This window comes from Mucilaginibacter sp. UYNi724, assembly GCF_054057495.1.
Genome location: NZ_JBSRZI010000007.1, coordinates 150,924 through 176,302, shown reverse-complemented (window position 1 = coordinate 176,302; position 25,379 = coordinate 150,924). Strand labels below are relative to the sequence as shown.

The following is a 25,379-nucleotide window of genomic DNA, read 5'->3' as shown; positions in this document are numbered from 1 at the left end:
ATTATTTTAATTATTGAACAGGCATGTACTTGCCATATATAGCAAGGGGCGTTATGTTTTTTTGAAACAGCGTTTTGGTAGCAAACTCTTTAAAATCTGCCTCGCTAACCTGCCCGGGATAAGGTGCGTAGAAATGGCCGGGGTTATCATTGCGCCAGGCCATAACGTATGATGTTTTGTGTTTAGACAGCGTTTTTAGCAGCACTTTTGTCCACCAGTCTGCCTGCGGAATGCGTTCATACCCGGTTTCGGGCAGGCAAGCTACCTTATGGTTTTTTGCGGCTATAAGATCAAGGAGAGCTAAACGTTTATCAAGGTTTTGTTGATAGCGATCGACGCTTTTAACACAGTAATTGTCGAAGCCAACAAAATCAACATATTCATTTCCCGGATAACGAGCCATAAATTCGGCCTCGGTATCAAAATCAGCTACAGAATATACAACAAGCAGGTTATGCAGTTTTTTAGTATTGCGCAGGTAGCCAATGGTAAATTGCCATAGGGTTTTAAATTCATTTGGGGTGCAGGTATTGGCGCACCACCAAAACCAGTTGCCTGTAAGCTCATGAAACGGCCTGAATAAAATGGGGATCGGCTCGCCTTCGTTCCCTTTCATACTACTTAAGTATGCGGCGGCCCTATCCAAGTATTTCACATATTCTGCGTTTGCCGCACCACCCGGTAAAATATCCTTTACCGCCAGCTGTGTGGTATCCCAGGCCGACTTACCATTTACCGGGTTATCCATATGCCAGCAAAAGGTATTTATTCCTCCGCGCCGGTAAGCGTCTTTTACAAGTTCCCGTTGACGTTTAAATGGGATGCCGTTGATGTCTTTGGTACTGTCTTGCTCAATTTTAGCAAGGTCCCAACCGTACATTGCGGGGTAACTGCCCGTTGTGCTTTTTACATCTGAGCGATAATTATTCAGCCGCCAGCCAACACCATAAGCGGTATCATCATGGTGGCCAAATATAACCCCTGCGCCTACCAGGCGTTGCATACTATAAAACAGTTCGCGTGTTTCTTTAGTAGCTTGCTTATCTGCAGGTTGGTAAATTTGCGCGGTGGCTACTGATACGGCAAAAGATACCACAGCCGTTATCAAAACAACGTTAAAATATATTTTAGATCTGTTCATTATTATTTCCCGTCAACAACCAAAAACACAGCGCCAAGTGCCGGCACATTAACGGCGATGCCACCCGATACATCGCAGGTTTTAGCGGCAACAGCTGTAAAGTTAAGCGGGCCGCCTGATACCCCTGCAGGGCCGGCACCATTTACAAATACCCTACGCGAAAACGGGGCGTTATCTGTCCCGCCGTTTAGGGTATGATAATAATATTTGGCGCCCGGTACAAAATTTTTGAATTTGATTACCACCGCATGGTCTGTACTGCCTTTGTTTACCAACACCGTACCGGCATGCCCGGATGTGTAGGACGAACCATAGCTTACAATATCGCCACTACCCGCCACGCTTGAGTTAACCATACGGTCGCCAAAATATTTCTGGAAAAAGTACATGTAATAATAGGCCGGCCTCGGGTTCCATTTATCTGCGCCCGGCTCATCGCCTTTGTTGAACAAACCATGGTCGTTGCCGTTGTCCCACCCGTTCGCCAGATCCCATCGGCTGGCCATACTGAATTGGTTTTTTAGCAATTCGCCCAAAACCATAGCCGCATGCAGGCCGGCAACATTAGATACCATTTGCTGCGAGCCTGTCGCGAAAATATTCCATTCATCCAACGCGACCGGTTTTTGAGTAACCCCTGCCGATGCAACCGAGGTTTTTACCCAATCCATTGTAGAGGTGGTAACTTTTGAAGCGGTAGTCAATATCTCTACCGGGGTAGAATTTTGAAAATACGGCGTGTAATAGTTATGCACCACATAAAAATCTGCCGCGTTACCCGCCTGCTTTAAAACATCGGCATTCCAAGCGCTGGTAATCACTGTTGGATTCAGGTGTTCGTCGGCTTCTGTTAATACAATTCCTATTTTGATGCCCGTATTACCTACCTCAGCAGCTGCTTTGCGCATCGAATCGGCAAAAACCTTGAAATGCGTACCATATAGTAAACCGGTAAGTATTTGTGGCTGGCTATCTTTATTATCAGCGACATCAATGCGGTAGCCGGCTTCCCAATTACCCCAGTTTTCGTTACCTATTTCCCAGTATTTGGTACGCCCTTTATCGTATCGTACCCAGTCGGCAGCCAAATGGGCGGCAGTTTGATCGGGGTGCAAGCCTTTGCCATAACGGGCATAACCATAGTTTACAGTTATGATGCCCGCACTATTGGTTTGCTGCAGCACCTTGTAATAATTATCGAGCGTAAAAGCATTGTCGCCGGGGCTGTTGCCATACCAGTAATTTGCATTTGAAATAACCCCTTTTGCATCCTGCAAAGTAGCGGGCGCATCGCTGGGCGGTGTGTTGTCGCTCCTGTTCCAAAAGTAAACATCAGATAAACTACCACCGGGGAAACGCAATATATTTGGTTCCATTTTGGTTAGATAGTTCATCAGCACCGGGTCGGTAATATACGGGCCCATGTACGGGTTTGTGTTATTACCATATATTTTTTTTGACACTTTGGTAAGCACCTGGGCAACATCAACCGTAGCAGTAATATTAGATGCGGCCGGCTTATTGCCTTTTACGATACTGTTAGATAAAGCAAACTGTTTTGGTTGCCACCCATCAAGAAAAAAACCTTGTGTAGCACCTAATCCCGGGTCGGTAGGTTTTGTAATTACAACTGTGGTTGTTCCTGTCGTATCGGCCTTGTTTGGTGCCGAAGCAGTGGCACCATCTTTTTTACAAGCCACCAGGGCAATAAAAGCTGCCAGCGTTGTAGCCCCTCCCTTTATCATCATATTCATTTGAAGCTCTAATTTTTGAACATAAAAAAGCCACCACCGGTAAGCCAAAGGCCGGTAACCGATGATGGCGTAACTTAAATATAACCAGTACTAAATAAAACCCAAATCATCTACATAAAAGGTGCCCGGTGCGGCTACGCCCAATGTCTGAAAAGTTATTTCACTGATTGTTGCCGGATCGCCCAGGTCACTCAGTTTAATGGTGTAATCGGTGTAAGCACCTACGGTAACTTCTACCGGGTAAGCCTTACCATAGTTGCCATTTATAACAACCTGCACCTTATCGCCGGCTTTAAAGGCAGCGCCTCCATATATAGAGAATTTAAGCGACTTTAAGCCTGCCGATGTAACGCTAAGCGTAGCACCGCCATAACCCAACTGCAGAGCACCATAGCCGTTATCAACAGTTACGGCAATCGCGTTCGCGCCCCGTTTAGGATGCTCTGTACTATTGTATTTTCGGGTACTGCCGTATCCATCGTAACCACCGCTACCCTGGCCGCCCCAGCCTGCTGATAGCATGTCGTCATAAATAATATATTTAAACCCGAATGATGCTACCGATTTGGCTGTACCGCCCGGTGTTGTAACATAAATGTACGACTGCACCACACCCGCCGGGACTTTAACCTTGATCTGGGTATCTGTAGGCGTACCAATAATCTCGGCAGGCGCGTTATCGAATTTCACACCTGTCACCCCGTTAAATATTTTACCGTTGATGGTTACAATATCACCCGATCCGGCTGCAAGCGGGTCGAAATTGGTGATGGATGGCGGTGGCTGTTGAATGCTGAAATCGAAATCGACCTTGCCGTACTTAGTTACCACTGTCAATTTATTGCTTTGGCTTGGGCCAAACGGCGTGCCATCGGGTATGGTGATGATGATAACCTTACCTGTAACCAGGGCCGGGTTAAAATAAACCGATGCCCCGTTAAATAATACCGCGTTGGTGGTCAGTAAATTTTCGCCAAGTATAGCATATTGGTTATTTAATTTACCGTTGGTAACCGTCGAATCTGATGCTATAACGGTATGGTCATCATAAACGCTGCTCGAATCGAGCGTTATGCGGTGCTCCACACCGGCTATCGTATCGGCTTTGCTAACCGTACGTACACGGGTAATTACAGGCGCACCCTTACCGCCTTCCGGGCTATCTTTTTTGCAAGCTGCAATACCAATTATCATTAGTACAGCTAATGCCAGGTGATATATTTTTGAATTTTTCATCTTCTTTTAAATCTGGTTTTTTATTTAAACGTGTATGGTACCGGTGCTTCGTTCAGTTTTGGGTTTGCCGCCACCTCGGTAGTTGGATACGGGAACAAGAAACCGCTTGCACTGATCGGTATTTTTTGAGTGTACACTACCGGCGGCATATCGTTACTATAAGTACCACGTTCCTGGTTGCCAATTATAGCAGCCGCTAAAGGATGCGATGCAACATTAAACCCGTCTAAACGGCCAAGGTCGAACCAATAATCACCTTCTATAGCAAACTCAATGCGTCGCTCGTGGTAAATATTATTTTTGGTTATAGCCGGTAATGGATTTAAACCCGCACGCGCTCTTACTTTATTAAAGGCATTTAACGCAGCCGGGTTGCTTGTAGTAGCGGCACCCGCAAGTACAGCCTCTGCTTCAATTAACAATACATCGGCATAACGCATAATGTAAGTGTTATTACCGGCAGACTGTGCTGCACCTTTGCCGCCATTATCTGCCGGTGTGCCAGTAACATACTTTTTGATACCTGCTTTGGTATTTTGGGCGTTAACATCTGCCGGTACCGTAAAGCCACCTGCAGCCTGGTTTAACTCGGGATATTTATCACCTGCCAACATGATAGTGCCATGTTTACGAAGATCACCCGGCTCATACGCTTGCTGAAGATCAATAGTGGGGCCAATTACAGAATATCCATCGCCCGTACCGGTAATGATAGAGTTGACAGCGAAAGATGCCTGTAATGAATTACCGTGACCGTACGGCGCACCCGCAGCCCATTGTAATGCCGCAACAGATTCCTCATTGTTGTTATTAGCGGTAACAAAAAGATCGTTGTAAGTTTTGCCCGCGATGTCCGCTCCGTACAGTTTAAACTCGCCGCTATTAATAACCTTCTCAGCAGATGCACGTGCCTCCGCGTACTTTTGTTCGTATAAGTAAACTTTAGAAAGCATTGCTGTAGCAGAACCACTTGATACGTGGCCTTGCGCTACAGATGAACCGCTCCTGATCATTGATGTACAGTTTGCTTCGGCAAATTTCAGGTCGTTTTCAATAAATTTATAGATATCGACAACCGTGTTAGTATTGATCTGAAAGTTATTCACGTAATCAAGACTGTTCTCGATAATCGGTACGGGCCCAAATAGCCTAACCAAATAAAAATAAGCTGTTGCTCGCATAAAGTGCGCTTCGCCAAGTGCGTTGTTAACCGTTGCCGATGGTACCGAAGCCGGTACTTTTAATGGCAGGTTATTGATGAGCGCGTTTGATTGCGCTATTACAGTGAACATAGATGTCCATGCGTTGGAGATCTCGGTATTATCGCCCGTTACAGAGAAATTACCGAAAGCCACTACATCACTCGAGTAGGTGCGCGCGTTACCGCCCGCAATCTCGGTTATTGCCCACGATGCTTTGTTATTCCAGCTGAACCAAACGTTATTATACAAACCATTTGTGCTCGACTGTACCTGCTCTGCCGTTTGGTAAAAATTATCAAGCGTTATCGCATCTTCGGGTGCTTTATTGAAAAATTCCTTTTTGCAGCTTGTTGCAGTAATGAACGTCATTACGGCTAAGCCTGCTATATATTTTATATGTCTTTTCATTTTATACTTATTTATAAATTAAAACTGTGCGTTAATACCAAACGTTATGGTACGTGCAGATGGATACCTACCAATATCAACGTTAGCTAAAAGTGGGTTTTGGTTTTGTAAGCCTATCTCCGGGTCGTAACCATTATACTTGGTAAATGTGTACAGGTTTTGGCCGCTGGCATACACTCTTAAACGCGCAAGCTTAATGCGTTTGATAAGACCAACCGGGAAGTTGTACCCAATGCTAACATTCTGGATCCTGAGGTATGAAGCGCTGTGAATAAACCTATCTGAGATTTGAAGGTTGGCATTATCTGTACCTGCCCTTGGCGCAGGGAGGTTTGAATTTGGATTAGCTGGACTCCAGAAATTCGCTTGTGATGCGTACTGGTTCTGGTAAAGATTTGCCAGGCCGCCTAAGGTACGGTCAAGTAGGTTCAGGATCTGCCCGCCTTGCGAGCCTTGTAAAAATACGCTCAAGTCGAAAGCTTTATAACTGAAATTGTTTGTGAAACCATATGTAAAATTAGGCTGCGGGCTGCCTAATGAGGTTTGATCTTTTGCATCTATTACGTTATCCCCGTTAAGGTCTTCATACTGTACATCACCTAACCACGTCCTTTTATTACCCAGGTTTGGGTCGTTTGATACGGGATAGCCAAACTGTACCGGCGCGCTCCTTAACTGCTCATCAGATTTAAATACGCCTTTAACTTTGTAACCGTAAAATTCGCCAAGCGGGCCACCTACAGTGGTACGTGTGATAGGCAAGCTTAGGAAACCGTTGGTTACACTTTGAACAAGCTGCTGTAAACCATTAGCTAAAGAGGTTACCCTATTTTTGTAACGGGAGAAGATCAAAGTACTGCTCCATTTAAAATCTTTAGACACGATATTGCGCGTGTTTAATGTAATGTCGAAACCTGTATTGGTAATCCCCCCTGAGTTAATAAATGGCGAAGCAATACCGCCCAAATAATCCGGGCCGCCTACTACGTATGCCGGTAATGGCAACTGAAACAAGAATTTGCTTGCTTTACGCTGAAAGTAGTCGAATGAACCCTCTATGCGGTAATTAAATAAACTAAAATCGATACCTGCGTTATATTCTATCTGGTGTTGCCAGGTAAGATCAGGATTGGGGATCCTTGCCACTAAAAATCCTGTACCTAAACCTGTTATTGTTGGGTTTAACTGCGAACCGAATGAATATGGCGCAATGGCCTCGTTACCCAACTGGCCATAACCTAAACGGATCTTTACGTTATCGGCAACGCTTTTAATTGGTTTGAAGAAATCCTCGTCAGATAAACGCCACGATGCCGCAAATGATGGGAAGTAACCGCGTTGATGGCCCCGTGCGAAATTTGATGATGCATCTTCACGCAATACAGCGGTAAGGCTGTATTTATTGTTAAACGTATAAATAACACGCCCAAATATCGACTCCAGATTATGTGGCGCGCTTCTTCTTTCATCTATTACAGCAGTTGTAGCCGTACCTAAATTTGCTGTAGGCACATTGTTGCCTAATGTGTTGGTTAGGAAACCCGAAATACTTTGTTGCGTGTAAGCCCACCTTGATGATGATACCTCGTAACCCAGCAAAGCGGTTAAACTGTGTTTTTGAGCAAATGTATGCGTGTAAGTAAGGTACTCTTTGTAGTTGTAATAACTATTCGTGTTCTGCTGCTCGCGAAGTGTCGCTGTGGGGTTGGTAAACCTACCATACGAGTAGCTTGGTGTAAAAATATTGTTGTTAGAAAAACCGAAATCCCCGCCTATCTCTGTTCTCAGGGTAAGATCCTTCACAAATTTAATATCGGCGTACAAGTTTCCGTTTAAATTATTCCTGTTAAGGATATTGGAAATACTTGTTGCCTGTTGCACAGGGTTTAAGATACCACCAACCGCATCGGGTGTGTTTGGCGGGCCTGCAAAAGTACCATCGGCGTTGTAAACCGCTATATCCGGTGCTTGTAATAACGCGTTGTAAATTATACCACCGTTATCGCTGTATATGATGTTTTCTGATGATTTACTGCCGGATACTGTTAAGCCAACTTTAAACCAGTTGTTTACCTGCGCATCAACGTTGCTACGAAACGAGTAACGTTTAAAGTTTGAGCCAATAGCTATACCATCCTGGTCGTAATACCCGCCCGATAGGTAGTAAGTAAACCCTTCTTTACCACCGGATATAGATAACTGGTGGCTTTGCTGGTAGGCTGTACGGAAAATTGCGCGTTGCCAGTCGGTACCTTTACCTAAAAGGCTTGGATCGGCAAATTCGCCGCGGCGGCCCACACCATAGGCATCAGCCAACGAGTTTTGTAAACTTGCGTATTGGGTAAGATCCATCAGTTTCAAATATTTTTGTGGCTGCTGGAAACCGGCGTAACCGTCATAATTGATACGGGCGGTGCCGCTACGGCCTTTTTTTGTGGTAATAATAATTACACCATTAGCCGCCCTGTTCCCATAAATTGATGCCGCCGATGCATCCTTTAATATATCTAACGACTCGATATCGTTTGGATTGAGCAATGCAAGCGGGCTTGGTGAGTTTGCGCCATTATTAGCGTTTAAAGAAGTACCGCCGTTAGCATTGGCGGCACCTGAGATTGGTACGCCGTCTATAACATATAAGGGTTCGCCGGAATTGAACGTAGAAATACCCCTGATATGCACCGAAGTTTGGCTGCCCGGCGCACCGGTATTTTGAGTTACGTTAACACCTGCTGCTTTACCCTGTAATAACTGATCGATACTTGCCTGCGGTAGGTTGGCAATGTCTGCCGCTTTTACGGATGATATAGCGCCGTTAACGTCCTGCCTGCGTTGCGAACCGTATCCAATAGCAACAACATCCACACCAGTTAATGATGTAGTTGAAGAAAGCAACTGGACGTTTATTTGTGTTTGGCCGGCAATAGTAATTTCCTGCCGTTGCAAGCCTATGAAACTAAAAATAAGTACCCGGCCCTGTTCAGGTACAGTAATGCTATACTTACCATCTACATTAGTAAGTGCATTAACCTGCGCATCTTTAACAGACACGGTAACCCCGGGCAGGGTTATCCCTTTCTCATCTGTTACTGTTCCTCTTACTACTATGCCCCCTGTTTGCGCTAATGCTGTAACGCATATAAAAAAGGAGGCAAAAAGTAGTACTGATCGTAGAATTTTTCCCATAATGATTTGTTAGTTTATAATTTTATAATTGGTTTGATTGGTTCGTTGGCATCATAATTCAAATTACATTACTACGACGGACCATGCAGATCTCCGCGCGGATTATATAGCAATCCCGAATGTATTTTACAAAAATTGGTTAAATTGGTAATGCGATAACATTGGCTGTTAAGAATGCCGTTGCCCCGTCATTTGGTTCGGAGATAAAATTATGGCGTATTTATTATCCTGTTGTGGATAAATAGGGGCACAAATGTCAACCCTTATCTAAATAGTTGATTTATAGATAATTATTATAGATGTGCGGCCATTTAAACAGTAAATTACTGACAGACAAACCCCATTAGTTACAAATGAAGCCCGTTAAAAAGATGTAAAGAAGCTTATTGATGATGTGTTTCTGCATACCGGGATGGCAGCATATCGTACTCCGCCTTAAAGGTTTTAACAAAATACTTCTGGCTTTTAAAACCAACCTTATTGCAGATCTGGGAGATGGTTAAATGGCCGGTTTCTAATAGCTGTGCCGCACGTTTTAACCGCATTTGCCTAACCAGTTCATTTGGTGTTTTGCCGGTCATCTGCAGTATTTTTTTGTATAGCGTGTAGCGGCTCACAAACATTTCGCTACTAAGTTCCTCTACGGAGAAATTGGGATTAGAAATATTGTTGTCAATCAACAGTAAAACCTTTTTGATAAACCCGTCATCAGGCGAATCTACCTTCATTTCGGTAGGGTTAGCTTCCACCTGTTTTTGGTAGGTTTTGCGCATATGCTCCTGCTGCAACAAAATATTACGGATCTTAGAAAGTAAAATCTCGAAATTGAAAGGCTTGGTCATGTAATCGGTAGCGCCCGTTCCTAAACCTTTTAATTGCTGCTCTTCGCCGGCTACCGCAGTAAGCAATATTACCGGGATGTGCGATGTACGCTTATCGCTTTTGATCTTGATACAAAGGTCTATGCCGTTCATCTCCGGCATGGTTATGTCGGTCACTATCAAGTTAGGGTGCTGTGCAAGTGCTTTTTGCCAACCACGTTTGCCATTTTCGGCTTCGATAATATGGAAAGAATCTTTTAGGTTGTCTTTAATGTAAAACCTGAAATCATCATTATCCTCAACCAAAAGCACAACCGGTTTTTTACTGTCGCGCCCATCCCTTACCTGCACCTCCCGATTGGTAGATATCGGTAAATCGTCGCCAGAGTGCTGTAAATGAACGGGCTTATCTGTAAATGTATTTTTATTTAATTGCTGCAACAGGATCATAACAGTGAAGCAACTGCCCTGGTTCAATTCACTTTCAACAGTTATCTCACCCGCGTGTAAGCGCACAAATTCTTTTACTATCGACAGGCCTATCCCGCTGCCCTGGTTCAGCATTGTACCGGGGATATCATTCTGGAAAAACGGCTCGAAGATCTTCCCTTGCTTATTCGCGTGGATACCTATACCTGTATCAATTACCCTTATTTCAAATTGGTTATTATATCCAACAGTTTGATTTTTTAAATTGAGCAATACACTTACCTGCCCACCTGCATGGGTAAATTTATATGCGTTTGATAAAAGGTTAAATAAAATACGCTCAACTTTTTCGTGATCGAAACTGGTGTAATACTCTTCAATTTCGCTGTCAAATACAAAGCTAATTTGCTTTTGCTCGGCAACATCCGTAAATGAGTAAGAAAGGTCATGGATAAACTCAACAATATCGCCCGTGGTTTTATGGAGTTTCAACTCCTGGTACTCCATCTTCCTAAAATCGAGCAATTGATTTACGAGGTTCAATAATCGCTTGGCGTTACGATTTACCAAAAGCAATTGCTTTTTTATCCCGGGTTCGGTAATTTGTTTAACAATATTATCAACCGGCGCCATAATTAATGATAATGGCGTACGGAATTCATGGCTTACATTGGTAAAAAACCTGATCTTCATTAGGTCGAGATCATGCATGCGTTGTGCTTCCTCGCGCTCCTTCTCTAAAAGAAATTCGAGGCGTAGTTTTCGAATCCCCCTGCTACGTATAAAAAACAAGATGCCTATAAATAGCACGGCGTATAAAACATAAGCAACTGTAGTTTTCCAAAATGGGGGCAGTATTTTAATATATAGCACAATCTGTTTACTTTGCCAAAAGCCTGGATTAGCGGCGCGCACTTTAAAGGTATAGTCGCCGGCATCTAAATTGGTATAGGTGGCCTTTCGGGTAAGGTTATCAGCACTAATCCAGGTTTTATTGAACCCCTGCATTATATACTCGTACTTCGCCTTATCTGCGTCAAAATAATTCAGGGCAGCAAATTCAATAGAAAAAACGTTTTCATTATATTTAAGTTCAACAGTATCAATATGTGATATCGCTTTTGGCAGAATCATATTCCCAAAGATTTTTTCGCCCGCCTTAACACTTTTATTAAACACTTGGAAATCGGTAAAAGCCAGTAGCGGGGCGTTTGTACTATTGCGTAAACCTGCAGGTTTAAAAATATTAAAGCCGTTACCGCCACCGAAAATCAACTCACCCTCCCGGGTTTTAAAAGATGAATTGGCTGTAAACTCCCTCCCCTGCAAACCGTCCTTCTCGTTATAGTTGATAAAGCGCAAAGGCAACCCTTTACTTTTACGGTCAACAATAATGTTCGATAACCCGTTGGGTGTGCTCGCCCAAATATTGTGGGCGTCGTCTTCCCTTAAATCTATAACGGTGTTGTCCGGCAAGCCATCCCTGCGGGTAATATTTTTGAACTTACCTGTTGCTGTATTTAATATGCTGATGCCTTCGCGTGTACTTATCCAGATGAGCCCGCTGCTATCCTCTAAAATATTATTGGTGTTATCGTTAACCAAACTGTTGGGGTCTTTATCATCGTGCACATAGTGCATAAACTGATCGGTACGCCGGTTAAGCACATCAACGCCGTAGGATGTTACTATCCAAAGATTTTTATGCCGGTCGTCAAGTAAGGCGGCAACATAACTGGAATGCATAGTGTTGGACGAACCGGGCACCATTTTATAATGTTTAAAAGAATTGGTGCTCCGGTTAAAGAGGTTTAGGCCGCCGGCAAGGGTGCCTACCCATAAATTATTGTCCCGATCCTCAATTATCGACCAGATCCTATCCTCAGATATACTGCCGGGGTCATCATCGCGATGGCGGTAATGTGTAAAAGTTTTGCCGTCAAATTTATCCAGCCCGCCAAAATATGTGCCTATCCAAAGCTTTTGCTCATGATCCAGGTACATGTTTACAATAACATTATTGGTGAGGCTGTTACTATTTGCAGCATCATGCATGTAGCGTTTAAAACTGCCATCTTTACGGTTAAAGTAAACTAAGCCCCCTCCGTTTGTACCCAGCCACAGGTTACCCTTATCATCTTCAATAAACTTATTTACATCGCTAAAACTTAAACTCCCCGGATCAGACAAATGATGGGTGTACAATGGAAACTTAATGATGCTCTCATGGTAATAACTGATGCCACGCTTGTAAGTGCCTGCCCAAATTATACCGGTATTGTCCTTGTAAAGCGTTGTTAAACTATTCTGGCCGATGGTTTTTTCGTCGTCCTCGCGGTTAAGCAGGTACTTGGTTTTAAAATCTGCTTTATTAAGCAAATTGATGCCCCCATGGTCGGTAGCTATCCAGATCCTGTTATGATCATCTTGTACCACCGCGGCAATTACATTTGTATTGATGCCGGAAGGGGTGCCATCTTTATCCAGATGCTTAAAAATGCTTGTATTTGAATTTAAGTAATAAACACCTGATGAATAACTTGGCACATATGCCCAAACATCATCTTGCCTGTCGATAAAAACCTTATAGGAAGTGTTTAAACCGATGGGTAGTTCGCTTAGTTGCCTGCGATAATTAACCTTGTGGGTCAACGGATCGAGGCGCTCCAAAATCCCTTTATTGTAAACCAGCCAAATATTGCCTTTCGTGTCTACAGATAAGTCTGCAACGGCGTTGCTATAAACAGATGTGTTAAGACCTGCTTTATAGTTGATATGTTCTGTTTTTTTTGTGCGCGGGTTATATTTATAGATACCGCTAAATGAGTTAAGAAACCAAAAATTACCGGCTCTGTCCTTTTTTAATCCTGTAAAGTTTTGCGCGGGTACAGCAAACGCTTTGAGGACAGCGGCGATATTATGGTTGAAAGTTTCTTTAAGCGGATCGTAAATATTGAACCCGTTCCTTGTTTCTACCCATAACTTATTATCGGGCCCTTCGGTTAGGCTTACCATAAAATCGTCGCTCAGGCTTGCCGTATCGCCTTCTTCGTGCTTAAATACTTTAAATTTATAACCATCGTACTTACTCAAGCCAGACAATGTGCCAAACCACATAAAGCCGCTGCGGTCTTTTAAGATACAATTCACCTGGTTATGCGACAGGCCGTTGCCAATATCCAATTTAGAGAACTGAAATTCATTGTTCTGCCCAAACAGTACGGAGGAGTAACAAACAAAAAACAGGGTAAAAAACCTTTTCATACGGTTAAAATGGAACTGTAGCCATAGTTTATACAATTGGTAGCCGAAGTTAACAATAAAATATTCAGGTGTGATTATTCGTTAAAGTAAATAAACTTTCGCGAACAGGTTGGTCTTTTATAATTGTGTATAAATTACGATCTCACACCCGCCCAATATTAGAATTTGAAGTGAAGGTGTTTACTGTATTTTCACCGGATAGCTCTTACTAACATACGTCGCGCCAAAACAACTCTTATTAAACTGTTAATATTCGCAATATCTTCGATTAAATGGTTCGATATTGTATTGCTCCCGCTACCTGAAAACTAAAAAGCCTCTTAGAGAAATCTGAGAGGCTTTATAATTTAATGTGGTCGCGAACCATAGACATAATTATCCGAAATTGTAACTTTCCATAGCGGGAGGATATACTAAACTTGCCGTAATTAATAATAAAGTTTCATTGCATTAAATTAACCAGGGAAACTAATATCGACTTTGCTCGCAATTGTGAAATAGTTACGCTTCGTAGGACGAGTTACGCGACATATCATATAACAGTTCTTTAATTACTTTCATACCGCTATTCCATCGTTTTAAGCAATTGGTGTGTTTGATATCGTTTCTTTCTTTGATCGTTTGATCGGGTTGATAATAATCAAGCATCAAACCCTTCATAGCGGTATGTATCTCCTGTAAACTTCCGTTTACTATTAGTTCGGGGGTTTCTTTCACAAGATCGGCAAGTGCATCTGTCATGCTGGTAACGTAGTATGGGCAGTCCCAGTCGTGCCGGTAAGGGTCATCACCTTTAATATTTACCTTTTGCAAAGGGTGCGAAAGATCTTCTATAATCTCTGCTACGGCATCACCAAATACATTAGCGTATTCGGCAACAAAATGATGCCACCAACGCGGATGTTGTGGCAATTCCTTAAGAAGGGTGTCGCAAACCATCACGCGGACCGGAAAGTGGGGATTTGCCGGGTCCATAATGACCAGGGAGGCTCCGAAATGCCCCTCTTTAAGCGAATGCCGACTGCAAATAACAAAAAATTGCAGATGTTTCTCCCCTGCCTGATGTAATTCAAATGTAAGGTCCTTAATCTCCTGTAAGCGATCTTCCAGAAAACCACGCTTGAATATTATATTCAAATTATTGGCCGACTTGACCATGCAGTGTTGACTGTTTTCATCAAATACGTTTTCATTCGCCGGGCGGCTGGTAAAATGATTTCCACTGTTATAGCGTAGCTGCTCGCAATCAACCGGATAGGTGCTAATATCCGCGATATCGCCAGCCTCTGTCTGCTTGCTTGGCTGAATCGTGCGAAAAGGAATATCCATCCTTTCACTATCCATCCGGCGCGCAAGGTTATAAATCCGTTGTTCAAAAGTTGAAAATAAGGGATCTCCGCAAATTGGGTCAAAATAGACCTCGTTAACCCCTCTTCCTAAATGGTTGGCAATTGTACTTTGCTGCAGCAATTGCTGTAAAGGATGAACCGAGCTCAGGAAAAAATCACGCAGAGCATCATTTGCAAGGTATTCCTCCAGCGGCTGATCAAACCTAAGTAGCATTTCATTTTCGTGTTGAACAACCCAGTTACGTAAAAATTGATCTATTTCAAGTTCAAATTTATGATTAGCCGCTACCGCCATTTCTTTAATACACGGTAATTGCTGCTTAGCCCTTTTGCGAATTTGATTAGATATTGCCTGTCGTAGTTTTAATTTTTTGATATTATTTCTCCAGTTAAATTTCGTGAATATTAAAAAAATAAAGAAATTGGTCAAAGGAATTTGACAGCTCCAAAATAGTAAATATTTTAATTTTTTAAATAAATTTTTGTGAATAATAGAAAAAAAATAACGGCCTTATGACATAATAATAAGGACAGCTATCAACATTAAGCTGTAATACTTTGTAACTAAACAAAAGCACTCCAAACTTGATTTCTTAACTCTAATAATTTTAAAATACCTGCGAAACCTTTTTTCCAATTCATTTAATTAGGTTTGGCCCTTTAACCGCCCTTATATGCTTTGGTATGAAGATGAAATACATCGTTTAGAAAAAGAACGTGCAGCACTAACTTATACGCCTGATACATTATTTTATGGGAGCTCATCTGTAAGGCAATGGACAGACCTTGCCGATGACTTTAAGGAGTTAAGTACCGTTAACCTGGGTTTTGGAGGCTCGACACTTGCTGCCTGTACCTGGTTTTTCAGCCAGCTTACAGACGGATATCAGCCAGAAAAGATAGTTTTTTATGCCGGCGATAACGACCTTGCAGATGGGCGACGCCCCCAAGAGGTATTTATTTTCTTTCAGCAATTAACAGAACGGGTGAAACATAAATTCGGTTCAATTCCTTGTTATTTCATTTCTTTAAAGCCAAGCGTAGCTCGTTGGGGTCTTAGAGAGGAGTTTAAATATACAAATGAGCTTATCTCGGCAGAAATAGCAAATAATCATCCGAATTGGAAATGGGTAGACATATTTACCCCAATGCTGAATGCCGGGGGAACGCCTAATGCCGATTATTTTATCGCCGACGGCCTGCACTTAAATAAAACAGGTTATCAGCTTTGGAAAATCACTCTTCAAAATGTAATGAACAAGAATTAACTGCGTATTTAACAGGGTTGGATTTGAACGACTAATAAGTGCCCCTATGTTCACACTGTTGTCATTGCCGATTATTGATGTTTACATTTAAAGTCCGTGATGCTCTTTCCACCATAACGATACACTCCATTCATAGATCCAAACCAAATACTACCGTCGTTAGCTTCCAAAATCCCGAAGAGCATCGGTTTATATGCTATTTCGGTCACAGTTGGTTTTTTGTTAGACAAGGACTTTTCATACCGGGAAAGTGCCCAAACTGTGGTATTAGTAATATAACCAGAAAGCACCTTACTTATGCCATTAGAACTTTCTGAACTTGTCCATATATTACCCTTTTTGTCTTCGTAAATATACCCAACAAACTTCTGCGTGAAGTTGGTAAATGCACTGCCGTTATATCGCCAAAGGCCATTATTGCCACCAAGCCAGATATTGCCTTTTTTATCTTTGATTATCGAACGAACATTTGCAAAAGGTTTCCCTTCTTTATTAGTTATAGTTTTAAATGCCTTTCCATCATAAATGAAGGCATTTCCCCTTGTGCCAAACCAAAGTTTTCCTGTTTTATCTTCAATAATAGAACTAACATCATTATGCATCCAACTAACTTCTGGAAGCCGGTGTTGGTAAACTGAACCATGAACAGAATCAGCCTTGTTAACGGGTTGGGCTTCACTCATTTTAAAAGTTTGAAAGTATTTCCCATCGTAACGGCTTGCTCCGGCTTCAGTTCCAAACCAAATGTTGCCGGCTTTATCTTCATATATACAAGTGACCCTATTACCGGAAAGCCCCTCTTTTATTGTAAAATTTTGAAAAGATTTCCCATCGTAATAAAAAACACTCGAGCCAATAGAGCCGAACCAAAAGTTGCCTTTCTTATCTTCTAAAACAGAAAAGAAGCGTGCCGAACTTACTTTACTTGTGATATTAATAAACAATTTTCCATCATATTTAAAAATGCCATCCCAAGAAGCAATCCAAATGTTACCCTTTCTATCTTGTATTACATTTCGGGTGATTCGGTTAGGCCCGAAGGATGTAGCTATGTTTTTTTCTTCCGACTTGATACTATCTTTAAGTACGTTTGTTCGATCTTGCCCTTTGCAGTTAGTGCAATAAACAAGCATCAAAAATAAGATGTACATAACCAAGCCCTGCAAAACGTTTCTTTTATTTTTCATATCATATCATTTTATGCAGCGAAATTACTTTGATATCTTTCAGCACGGGGAATTTGGATTGTAAATAAAAATGTAACCTTTGTAAATAAAAACCTGACACTATGCTTAGTAGCCGAAATCTCCTGTACGGAAAAGGCAGGTATCTCTTTGGATTCATTCTACTCTTATCTATTTCTGTAACCTGCGCGGCTTTCAGTATGGCCGACAGCGACGACTTTGATATAGTCAGAAAAGAAGTTTTGCTCCGCAGGATAGGACATGAACTGCTATTACAATCGGGCGACAGTTCATCAAGGGTTCTCCCGGTAAACAAGATCGCTGAAAATGAGTACCAAATCAGTTTCGAGAATGAGTTTACTTTTAAACCAGATTCGCTGATGAATACCACGCGTCGGTTGTTGGCCAAAGACCCGCTAACGGGTGATTATGTTGTTAACGTTTTAAATAGTGGTAATGCAAGCGTAGCGTTTGGTTTCGCTGTATCCAGAGATGCAAAAAATAATATTGTGGCATGTTCTGGAAGAAAGCAGCCTACGGCATATTACACTATTAACATTAAATTTAAATCCAAGGGCACAAATACCGTAATAAATGGATATTTACTGGGCGGCCTGCCCTTTTTAGCACTTGTTGGTCTTGTGTGTTTAAGGCCAATTAAGCCGCGCAAGGCTTTGTCTAACGCTCCTTCCACCAACACCTTCACTTTGGGATCTGTTATATTTGATGCCCCGCAAAGGCAGCTTGTAATAGATAAAAACACCATAGGCCTGACCGGGACTGAAACTCGTTTACTGTTTATTTTTGCCATGTCGCCCAACGAGACCATAGCCAGAAGCCGGCTGCAAAAAGAGATCTGGGAAGATGAAGGTGTTATTGTAGGGCGTAGCCTGGACATGTTCATATCTAAACTTAGAAAAAAGATGGAGCCGGCCCCTAATATTAATATCATTGTTATACGCGGAAAAGGATATAGGATTGAAATTACCTCTTAACCTTAAAACAATTCAAGTTCAGTCGTGGTGCCGCGTTTCCAAAATTCAAATATTGCTCGCATTTATCAGCCTATACGAGTTTTAAAACAACCTCATAGGCCGTTTTTTTCTCCTGGTGTGCTATCAACCATGCTATAAAGCTTAAAGTAAAAATATCATTGTTCTGTTCTTTACCCAATTGGTTTATAACCGCCTTTTTGTACGTTGCTTCAAACACTATATCAGGTTGTATCAGATATTTTTCAACCAACCTCAGGTATGATAACACACGCTCCTCCGAAGTTTTAACCAGATACTTCTTATATCGCCGCCTGAAGCTACTAAGGCGAGACATGGCAAGCTCGATGTTGGAGAACTGCGCGTGAACTAAAATTTCCATCAAATTCTTTCGGATAGCCCATAACATGCCCATCTTCTTTTCATACCAGGCATCAGTGCGCGTTAACAAGGCCAGTTTTTTTAAACTTCCCCGATCATTACACAAGCCTAAAAACATAGTAAGGCATAATCGTAAATCCTCTATATCTTCAGGTTTAAACGTATGCTTTGTATTAGAAAGGGATTCCTGTAACAACGCGGTCGCATCTTCTGCAAAGCCGGTAAAAAACAAATTAAGTGCGTAAAGTAATTGATAACGCAGATAAAACAGCTTATAATAACGACTATCTGTTGCCATCAAACCCATCATTTCCTTAAGATAAGCTGCACTTTTTGCAAAATCACTTTGGCGTAAATGAAAATTTGCCAAAAAATACAAAATGGATATATGGTAAAAAAGATAGGATGAATTTTTGTAGGATAGGCCTTTTATAAATTGATTCGTACGGTTAACATATCGCTCTATCAATCCATAGTTCTGTTGTATTGCCGCGTATTCATTCGCGATGAAAAGAATCTGATAAATAGATTTGTACGTCATCAGGTCCCGGGCAGAGATTTTATATTTCCGGATGGTTGTAATCATCAGCGCCGTTAAGTTAACGATCTTCCCTTTCAGGTGTATCTCCTGCAGTTCCTGCCTCAAAAAGGCATAGGCTATATTAAGCTTAGCCTCGCGTTGCATATGCGCCTGGTTTTGTGAGAAACGCTCGGTCAGGATGTCGAGGCTTTCAGCGCCCGTCAGGTGGGCATACTGCAGCTTTAAAAGCAAAAGTTCGTTCAATAAATTAAATTGCTCTAATTGTTCAGCTAAACGCTCCGCCTTGTCCAGGCATTTGAACGCTACTTTTACAATATCGTTTTCTAACAAAAAACGCCCTACCACCACCAGGCGAAACGCGTCATAGGTGTCGGAATGATTGCTTTCAAACGTTTTCTGAGATAAAAACAGCAGCAAGTTATCCTGCAGCCTTTTACGAAGGGCATGATATGCATCATTGTTTTTTTCCGGTCCATAAAGTTTATTTAAGCCGTTGATATCGTCAGTTTCTATCAAATTGAGCAACTGCAGGTTTTTTACATCTTCCCTTTTATTTTTCCGGTGTAAAAATTGCCTGAAAAGCTTTCTATCGGCGACATTGAGTAATTGGATCAACTCCTTAAGTGAGTCCATGAGAATAAGTTCGTGTATATAAAAGTATAATATTTAAATAATATATCGTCAGTAATTTCCAAATTATGATTTTTTTAGGCCTATGGTACAGCCGACATTTGCTTCCATATTAATCACTAAAACAAAAAACATGGAATCGCTACAAAACAGAACAGAGGAAAATTCACCCATCTTAAAATATGGTGATAAAGTTAGAAACCCGTTTAAACCAACCGCCGCATTTATGGGCGCCTCCTGGTTTGCATTATTAGCAGGAACAGTAGGCTATTGCATTGGCTTATGGAATGCAACTATGGAATTGAACGAAAAAGGATATTACTTCACCATTTTACTATTTGGCTTGTTTGCAGTAATCTCGGTACAAAAAAGTGTGAGGGACAGGGCAGAGGGACATGTTGTTACCGACCTTTATTACGGCTTAAGCTGGTTTGCCACTATTGCTGCAATGGTGTTACTCACCATTGGCCTGTGGAATGCAGATCTTGCCCGAAGCGAAAAAGGTTTTTATGCTATGGCGTTTTGCTTAAGCATGTTTTCATCTATTGCTGTACAAAAAAATACCCGCGACGCAAAAATGTTTGAAGATAAAGAACTGTAACGTAGCGGTTACCACCCCGCAGTGCCTTGCCCGGCAAGCCTGCGGGGTTTATTTGACTGGGTACTATTATGTTGCTACCGAAATAAATCCTCTTTGAGAAATCTGGAGGCTTTTTTGTTTGCAATATAGACATCAGCGGGTGTCTATCCTCCACAACTACAAGCTATTCGCTTTATTTCAGGCGCTTCGCTTTTTTTATTACTATTAAAAATCATCTAATGCCTATTTCATAAGTTACAATCAAACGTAGGTCACTATATAGCTAAGCTTATTGTTAGTTAAGCGTGGTAAACGGCACGCTCGCAGCCATTCAAACTAAATTATCTTAATCAACGTTTCTAATTACATGAAACGATTGCTGTGCCTTTGCATTTTGGTGATAACTTTTGCGCATATAATTAACGCGCAAAACCAGAAGCCGGTTATTGCCTTTGCCAGTGATACGCAGGAACCCATGTGGATAGAAAAATTGTGGCTTAAACCCAATCATAATTTACTGGCCACAAAAATGATATTTATGGCTGTAGATAGCATGCGGCCCAAAGCCTTTTTTATTTTAGGCGATGTTGTTTCGCTTGGCAGATGTAAGAGTGCCTGGAAAAATATCGATGGTTACCTTGCGCAATTGGTTAAAGATTCTATCCCCGTTTATGCAACATTGGGTAACCACGAGGTGATGTTCAACGCTAAAAAAGGCATCAATAATTTTAAGAAGCGTTTTCCTGCCTATGATCCCTTAGGGTTTACGGAGGTTGTAGATTCCGTAGCCGTAATATTGCTAAATTCCAATTTTGGCACAATGTCCGTAGCTGATATCGCTCAACAAAACAAGTGGTATGAAGAAAAATTACCGGCCCTGGATAATGACCCGGCTATAAAATTGATCATCGTTGGCTGCCACCATTCGCCTTATACCAATAGCACTATCGTAAATCCATCAGAGGCTGTGAGGCAAAGTTTTGTGCCGCCATTTATTAAATCAAAAAAAGCAGTACTGTTCCTTTCGGGGCATTCGCATAATTTTGAAAATTTTAAGGTAGAGGGTAAGAATTTCCTGGTCATTGGCGGTGGTGGCGGTTTGCATCAGCCACTTAGGCCTAATAACGAGAAAATGCATGATATTTCTCCCGACTATAAACCCGAGTTCCATTACTTGCAAGTGACCCGCCAGGGCGAAACACTTAACATCTTATCCAGGAGGTTAAAAAAAGATTTTAGAAGTTTTGATGATGGTTATAGCTTGAAGGTTGGTAAGTAGCTAAATTACCTATACGACTCGTGCCTTATCTTCAGGACTTTCAACGACAGCCCTATCAAAAACACCAAAGCTATAATATAACGTGGCCAGGTAACTGGTTTATTGCTTGGTGCTTGCTTCAGCAGTTGTTCTTTCTCCCGTTCAATGGCCTCCAACTTATCAGCTATCAATTTAATATCTCGCTTAAAAGCAATATCGTCAGTTTTAATTTGTGGGTCTTCGGGCCAGTGATATTTTAAGGCCCGGATATGTTCATTAACCGAAATCCCTTTGGTTTTAAATAAAAAGCCCTTGGTATAGTTTGCAAAATCTTCCCATTTACGTGACTCGTAACCCTCGTCCATTAAATTCACCATGGTATGAAACCACTCCAGTCCTGTCTTTTGCCCCGCAGATGAGTGATGCAGATCAAGCACCGGCAAATGCTCGCCAATTAATATCTGTGCTTCTTCAAAATCGATTTTAGCAGCATTGTGCAATTCTTCGTATTCGGTTCGCTTATCTATCTTTAGCACCTCCATAGTGCCATATAACACACTTAAGAAAGATATCATTACCCAAAACAACTCTACTTTGCCCCAAAATACCGAGGGCATGCTTTTAGGGATAACCGCATAAAAAAACAATACCAATAAAGCCAGCGAAACCAGTGCAGCGAGTACGATAAGCATTTCAAATCCGTGAGTTACTGTAAAGCGGAAATATAACGCTACTTAGGTTAAGTTAATGTTAAGTTTTAGCGTGCTTCGCATAGCTGTCGCCAATTATTTTGTGTCGCAAACCCCGTTTTGGGAGATATGACCCATGGCTTGTTCGCACCCTTCTTATTTATTGCTTCACCGCTGTTAATTTACCGGGGTTTTCTACCGTACCATCGCTTGACCCTGTCCAAACGCCTTCCATTTTGGTGCCTCCATTAGATACATTCATGGAATAATTTACACTTTCGATGTTGCCGGTTACCGCCACCGATCTCATGGTAAGTACTTTTATAACAGATTCGTAAGTGGCTGTTACGGCATCTGTTCCGGAAGACTTTCCATCTACCGACTGCCATTGAAAAACCCCTTTATAACCGGGGATATCCTCGGTTAGGATGAAGCTACCTGTCCACTGGCGGCCATCGTTACCCACGGCGCTGGTAATCTTCCAATTGCCGGACAGTGTTGGCTGCGGTTGTGTTTTTGAGCTGCATGATACAGCTGTAATTATAATAAATGCAATAAAAAGGGCTTTTATAATGCGCATAAGGTAGTTGTTAATAACAGCTAAATATGAGCAAATATAACAAACGGGTGCTTGCTTTACCTTTTTGCACACCAATGTTGTTAATATTATTTGTTCCTTTTCCTTATCATGCTTAAAAACACCGGTGTTATGCCCAGGTATGATGCAATGTGTTTCTGCGAAATGCGCTGCTCCAATGTGGGATACAATTGTTGAAATAAAGCGTACCGTTCTTGGGCAGTTTTAGATAGGTTAGTGTTAATGCGGCGCTGAAATAAGCTGAACCCGTTTTGTACCAGGATGCGAAAGAAGCGTTCCAGCTTGGGTACGTCGATATATAGTTGTTCCAAAGCTTTATGGCTGATATAAACAACTTCGGTTATTTCCAGCGCGCTAATATAATAGTAGGCCGGCGACTGACCCGTAAAACTGGTCATGTCATTCCCCCACCAGTTTTCCGGACAAAACATAATATTATGTTCGTCGCCGTTTTTATCGCGGTTAAAAATGCGCAGGCATCCACTGTTTACAAAGTAAATATTCCGGCAAACTTCACCCGCCTCCAGCAAGCTGCCATTTTTAGAAACCATTTTATACTGTAATGCTGCGGTAACCCTATCGGCCTCCGCAACATCAAGCGTTATATGCGTGGCAAAATTTGCAAGGATGTGCTCAAACATGAGCGATATTACAATTATGCCGGTAAAAATCCTATTATCGCCGTAATTTGGTTCTCATCATTATACTCCACATAATCCCTGCCTGAAAGTTCGCCGGTACCGGGAATGGATATACCCCATGCATAATAGCAGCTACGATCAAAATACTCTGGCTGGGTCAATACCGAAAATACACGCCCCGGCACAATATCGTGCGATTGCATAACCAGGGATACCAAAGCATCGATGCCCTTTAACATAGGCGTATTTTTATCTTTGTAAGTGATACCATCGGCACAGCATTGTACAAATGCCGCCTTTACCGCTTCGTGTGTTTTCTCGTTCCAGCCGTTAACGTAGCGCTGTACTGTTTCTTTCATGTTTTCCATACCACAAAGGAACGGCCCTCAACTTTAACAAAAGTTAAAGTAGTTTAATAAAATGAGATAGCTACTTAACAAAATACAGTACCGTGTGTTAAAAATGGACGTATCTTTAAAATCAACATATAATGGAAATCAAACGCTGCGGCTCACAGCCCTCAGGCAAAGGGCCTTCAGAATATTTTTCAGGGACAGTGCGTATCGATCCGCTATTTGCGCCGCCGGATCCCGCCCGCGTGGCTATGGCACTGGTAACCTTCGAACCGGCAGCCCGCACCGCTTGGCACACCCATCCGCTCGGGCAAACGCTAATAGTTACAGCAGGCAGTGGTTGGGTACAGCGCGAAGGCGAACAAATACAACAAATATATCAGGGCGATGTAGTTTGGTTTGCACCTAACGAAAAGCACTGGCATGGCGCCACCGCTACCACCGCCATGAGCCATATAGCTATTCAGGAAAAACAAAATGGTTCGCCAGTTAACTGGTTAGAACATGTAACCGACGAGCAATACAATAAACAATAATCTACAAAATGAAACCTGACAAATCAATTGCAAAAAGTATCCGCAAGGGTATATTCATGTTTTAACCACATTGTTTATAACAACATTTACAAACGGCGCGTCATTAAAAAACAAGTCCTGGTTGTGCGCATAGCTAACAGCGCATTTCAAAAATACAAAAGCAGTACGCTTAGTATGGTAAAACCGCCCGAACTGATTGATGTTGCGCCAATAGCTTTACTTACTAAGTACAAGCAATAACTAAATCTGGGATTAGCGAACCCATAATTGCACTTCATCACTGTGCTACTCTCTCCGGCATTGCAGAAATTACGCTAGAGAGCGCCCTGGTATTTCCTCCCAAAAACATGTGGCTAATATTGGCAAAGCTGCGGCAGCATTTTTTACGGCAGCGTTCCCCGGGAATATCTCGCAATACAGAAATCATCGCAGCGCATTTGGATTAGCTACCGATGCAAAACGTTTTGGACGCTTGCTTTTTAAACTGGTGCTGGTTTACTGGGCACTGAAGGGTACAGGCAACCTGGATAAATACTATAATAAAACATCGGAACTGGTTAATTTTACGTTTATAGGCTACAAACACACTACAACACTCAATTATGGAAAAATTTGCATTATTAGCCCGCGTAGAAGCAAAACCTGGTAAGGAAGCCGATGTACTTGCTTTTTTAAAAAGCGCTTTGCCTTTGGCAGAAGCAGAACCGGGTACCGTAAGGTGGTACGCCCTGCAACTGGGCCCATCAACGTTTGGGATATTTGACACCTTTGAAACAGAAGAAGGCCGCCAGGCGCACCTGGATGGTAAAATAGCCGAAGCATTAATGGCAAACGCAGCCGAGCTTTTAGCCAAAGACCCTATTATTGAAAAGGTGGATCTGCTGGCAATAAAGTAGCATCCTCCCAATAGTTAAAAGCCTCCCTGGTAACATGGGGAG

General features: G+C 42.1%; 20 protein-coding genes. 7 read left to right on the top strand and 13 right to left on the bottom strand.

Annotated elements, in window-relative coordinates; all coding sequences use genetic code 11:
* Positions 1-10: 10 nt before the first annotated feature.
* The 7 genes from ACVW0P_RS12425 to ACVW0P_RS12395 all read right to left on the bottom strand — a co-directional run bounded on the left by ACVW0P_RS12425 (position 11) and on the right by ACVW0P_RS12395 (position 15,220).
* On the bottom strand, positions 11-1,141 hold the full coding sequence (locus tag ACVW0P_RS12425; RefSeq protein ID WP_457132374.1) for a glycoside hydrolase family 26 protein: 1,131 nt from the start codon (positions 1,139-1,141) through the stop codon (positions 11-13).
* A 2-nt stretch (positions 1,142-1,143) separates the two neighbouring features.
* Positions 1,144-2,895, bottom strand: coding sequence for an alpha-L-arabinofuranosidase (locus ACVW0P_RS12420; RefSeq protein WP_457132373.1), 1,752 nt, complete (start codon positions 2,893-2,895; stop codon positions 1,144-1,146).
* 90 nt (positions 2,896-2,985) lie between these two features.
* The gene (locus tag ACVW0P_RS12415) at positions 2,986-4,131 is read right to left on the bottom strand and encodes an IPT/TIG domain-containing protein (RefSeq protein ID WP_457132372.1); all 1,146 of its coding nucleotides are present in this window, start codon (positions 4,129-4,131) and stop codon (positions 2,986-2,988) included.
* Between the two features lie 20 nt (positions 4,132-4,151).
* Positions 4,152-5,741, bottom strand: a complete 1,590-nt coding sequence (locus ACVW0P_RS12410) for a RagB/SusD family nutrient uptake outer membrane protein (RefSeq protein ID WP_457132371.1) — start codon at positions 5,739-5,741, stop codon at positions 4,152-4,154.
* An 18-nt stretch (positions 5,742-5,759) separates the two neighbouring features.
* Positions 5,760-8,927 (bottom strand): SusC/RagA family TonB-linked outer membrane protein, encoded by a 3,168-nt coding sequence (locus tag ACVW0P_RS12405; RefSeq protein ID WP_457132370.1) that lies wholly within the window; start codon positions 8,925-8,927, stop codon positions 5,760-5,762.
* A gap of 383 nt (positions 8,928-9,310) precedes the next feature.
* Positions 9,311-13,441, bottom strand: a complete 4,131-nt coding sequence (locus ACVW0P_RS12400; protein ID WP_457132369.1) for a two-component regulator propeller domain-containing protein — start codon at positions 13,439-13,441, stop codon at positions 9,311-9,313.
* Positions 13,442-13,942: 501 nt separating this feature from the next.
* Entirely contained in the window at positions 13,943-15,220 is a 1,278-nt protein-coding gene (locus ACVW0P_RS12395) for a hypothetical protein (RefSeq protein ID WP_457132368.1), read from the bottom strand.
* Between the two features lie 244 nt (positions 15,221-15,464).
* On the opposite strand from ACVW0P_RS12395, the gene ACVW0P_RS12390 reads away from it, so the two are divergent.
* Entirely contained in the window at positions 15,465-16,058 is a 594-nt protein-coding gene (locus ACVW0P_RS12390; RefSeq protein WP_457132367.1) for a GDSL-type esterase/lipase family protein, read from the top strand.
* A gap of 71 nt (positions 16,059-16,129) precedes the next feature.
* On the opposite strand, the gene ACVW0P_RS12385 is transcribed toward ACVW0P_RS12390, so the two are convergent.
* Positions 16,130-17,245, bottom strand: coding sequence for a ligand-binding sensor domain-containing protein (locus ACVW0P_RS12385; RefSeq protein WP_457132366.1), 1,116 nt, complete (start codon positions 17,243-17,245; stop codon positions 16,130-16,132).
* Positions 17,246-17,346: 101 nt separating this feature from the next.
* Between ACVW0P_RS12385 and ACVW0P_RS12380 the strand changes: the two genes are divergently transcribed.
* On the top strand, positions 17,347-18,237 hold the full coding sequence (locus ACVW0P_RS12380) for a winged helix-turn-helix domain-containing protein (protein ID WP_457132365.1): 891 nt from the start codon (positions 17,347-17,349) through the stop codon (positions 18,235-18,237).
* A 70-nt stretch (positions 18,238-18,307) separates the two neighbouring features.
* Here ACVW0P_RS12380 and ACVW0P_RS12375 read toward each other — a convergent pair whose 3' ends face one another.
* Entirely contained in the window at positions 18,308-19,789 is a 1,482-nt protein-coding gene (locus tag ACVW0P_RS12375) for a hypothetical protein (protein ID WP_457132364.1), read from the bottom strand.
* A gap of 130 nt (positions 19,790-19,919) precedes the next feature.
* Here ACVW0P_RS12375 and yiaA point away from each other — a divergent pair, with 130 nt between their 5' ends.
* The gene (yiaA, locus tag ACVW0P_RS12370) at positions 19,920-20,387 is read left to right on the top strand and encodes an inner membrane protein YiaA (RefSeq protein ID WP_457132363.1); all 468 of its coding nucleotides are present in this window, start codon (positions 19,920-19,922) and stop codon (positions 20,385-20,387) included.
* A gap of 346 nt (positions 20,388-20,733) precedes the next feature.
* Positions 20,734-21,645, top strand: a complete 912-nt coding sequence (locus ACVW0P_RS12365) for a metallophosphoesterase family protein (protein WP_457132362.1) — start codon at positions 20,734-20,736, stop codon at positions 21,643-21,645.
* 5 nt (positions 21,646-21,650) lie between these two features.
* Here the strand turns inward: ACVW0P_RS12365 and ACVW0P_RS12360 are convergent, their stop codons facing one another.
* The 4 genes from ACVW0P_RS12360 to ACVW0P_RS12345 all read right to left on the bottom strand — a co-directional run bounded on the left by ACVW0P_RS12360 (position 21,651) and on the right by ACVW0P_RS12345 (position 23,911).
* A complete protein-coding gene (locus ACVW0P_RS12360) occupies positions 21,651-22,316 on the bottom strand; it encodes a hypothetical protein (protein WP_457132361.1) in 666 nt (221 codons plus the stop codon).
* A gap of 157 nt (positions 22,317-22,473) precedes the next feature.
* Complete coding sequence (locus tag ACVW0P_RS12355; protein WP_457132360.1) at positions 22,474-22,893, bottom strand: hypothetical protein; 420 nt, start codon at positions 22,891-22,893, stop codon at positions 22,474-22,476.
* 86 nt (positions 22,894-22,979) lie between these two features.
* Positions 22,980-23,552, bottom strand: a complete 573-nt coding sequence (locus ACVW0P_RS12350; protein WP_457132359.1) for a Crp/Fnr family transcriptional regulator — start codon at positions 23,550-23,552, stop codon at positions 22,980-22,982.
* 14 nt (positions 23,553-23,566) lie between these two features.
* Entirely contained in the window at positions 23,567-23,911 is a 345-nt protein-coding gene (locus tag ACVW0P_RS12345; RefSeq protein WP_457132358.1) for a hypothetical protein, read from the bottom strand.
* Positions 23,912-24,042: 131 nt separating this feature from the next.
* Here ACVW0P_RS12345 and ACVW0P_RS12340 point away from each other — a divergent pair, with 131 nt between their 5' ends.
* The 3 genes from ACVW0P_RS12340 to ACVW0P_RS12330 all read left to right on the top strand — a co-directional run bounded on the left by ACVW0P_RS12340 (position 24,043) and on the right by ACVW0P_RS12330 (position 25,337).
* Positions 24,043-24,441 (top strand): (R)-mandelonitrile lyase, encoded by a 399-nt coding sequence (locus ACVW0P_RS12340; RefSeq protein ID WP_457132357.1) that lies wholly within the window; start codon positions 24,043-24,045, stop codon positions 24,439-24,441.
* Between the two features lie 349 nt (positions 24,442-24,790).
* A complete protein-coding gene (locus ACVW0P_RS12335) occupies positions 24,791-25,090 on the top strand; it encodes a hypothetical protein (protein WP_457132356.1) in 300 nt (99 codons plus the stop codon).
* On the top strand, positions 25,044-25,337 hold the full coding sequence (locus ACVW0P_RS12330; RefSeq protein ID WP_457132355.1) for a putative quinol monooxygenase: 294 nt from the start codon (positions 25,044-25,046) through the stop codon (positions 25,335-25,337). Before ACVW0P_RS12335 ends, ACVW0P_RS12330 begins: the two co-directional genes overlap by 47 nt.
* Positions 25,338-25,379 lie beyond the last annotated feature (42 nt).

Bases quoted from the DNA above. Each gene is read 5' to 3' on its own strand.
- ACVW0P_RS12425 (WP_457132374.1), bottom strand. From the start codon at position 1,141: ATGAACAGATCTAAAATATATTTTAACGTTGTTTTGATAACGGCTGTG.
- ACVW0P_RS12420 (WP_457132373.1), bottom strand. From the start codon at position 2,895: ATGAATATGATGATAAAGGGAGGGGCTACAACGCTGGCAGCTTTTATT.
- ACVW0P_RS12415 (WP_457132372.1), bottom strand. From the start codon at position 4,131: ATGAAAAATTCAAAAATATATCACCTGGCATTAGCTGTACTAATGATA.
- ACVW0P_RS12410 (WP_457132371.1), bottom strand. From the start codon at position 5,741: ATGAAAAGACATATAAAATATATAGCAGGCTTAGCCGTAATGACGTTC.
- ACVW0P_RS12405 (WP_457132370.1), bottom strand. From the start codon at position 8,927: ATGGGAAAAATTCTACGATCAGTACTACTTTTTGCCTCCTTTTTTATA.
- ACVW0P_RS12400 (WP_457132369.1), bottom strand. From the start codon at position 13,441: ATGAAAAGGTTTTTTACCCTGTTTTTTGTTTGTTACTCCTCCGTACTG.
- ACVW0P_RS12390 (WP_457132367.1), top strand. From the start codon at position 15,465: ATGCTTTGGTATGAAGATGAAATACATCGTTTAGAAAAAGAACGTGCA.
- ACVW0P_RS12385 (WP_457132366.1), bottom strand. From the start codon at position 17,245: ATGAAAAATAAAAGAAACGTTTTGCAGGGCTTGGTTATGTACATCTTA.
- ACVW0P_RS12380 (WP_457132365.1), top strand. From the start codon at position 17,347: ATGCTTAGTAGCCGAAATCTCCTGTACGGAAAAGGCAGGTATCTCTTT.
- ACVW0P_RS12375 (WP_457132364.1), bottom strand. From the start codon at position 19,789: ATGGACTCACTTAAGGAGTTGATCCAATTACTCAATGTCGCCGATAGA.
- yiaA (WP_457132363.1), top strand. From the start codon at position 19,920: ATGGAATCGCTACAAAACAGAACAGAGGAAAATTCACCCATCTTAAAA.
- ACVW0P_RS12365 (WP_457132362.1), top strand. From the start codon at position 20,734: ATGAAACGATTGCTGTGCCTTTGCATTTTGGTGATAACTTTTGCGCAT.
- ACVW0P_RS12360 (WP_457132361.1), bottom strand. From the start codon at position 22,316: ATGCTTATCGTACTCGCTGCACTGGTTTCGCTGGCTTTATTGGTATTG.
- ACVW0P_RS12355 (WP_457132360.1), bottom strand. From the start codon at position 22,893: ATGCGCATTATAAAAGCCCTTTTTATTGCATTTATTATAATTACAGCT.
- ACVW0P_RS12350 (WP_457132359.1), bottom strand. From the start codon at position 23,552: ATGTTTGAGCACATCCTTGCAAATTTTGCCACGCATATAACGCTTGAT.
- ACVW0P_RS12345 (WP_457132358.1), bottom strand. From the start codon at position 23,911: ATGAAAGAAACAGTACAGCGCTACGTTAACGGCTGGAACGAGAAAACA.
- ACVW0P_RS12340 (WP_457132357.1), top strand. From the start codon at position 24,043: ATGGAAATCAAACGCTGCGGCTCACAGCCCTCAGGCAAAGGGCCTTCA.
- ACVW0P_RS12330 (WP_457132355.1), top strand. From the start codon at position 25,044: ATGGAAAAATTTGCATTATTAGCCCGCGTAGAAGCAAAACCTGGTAAG.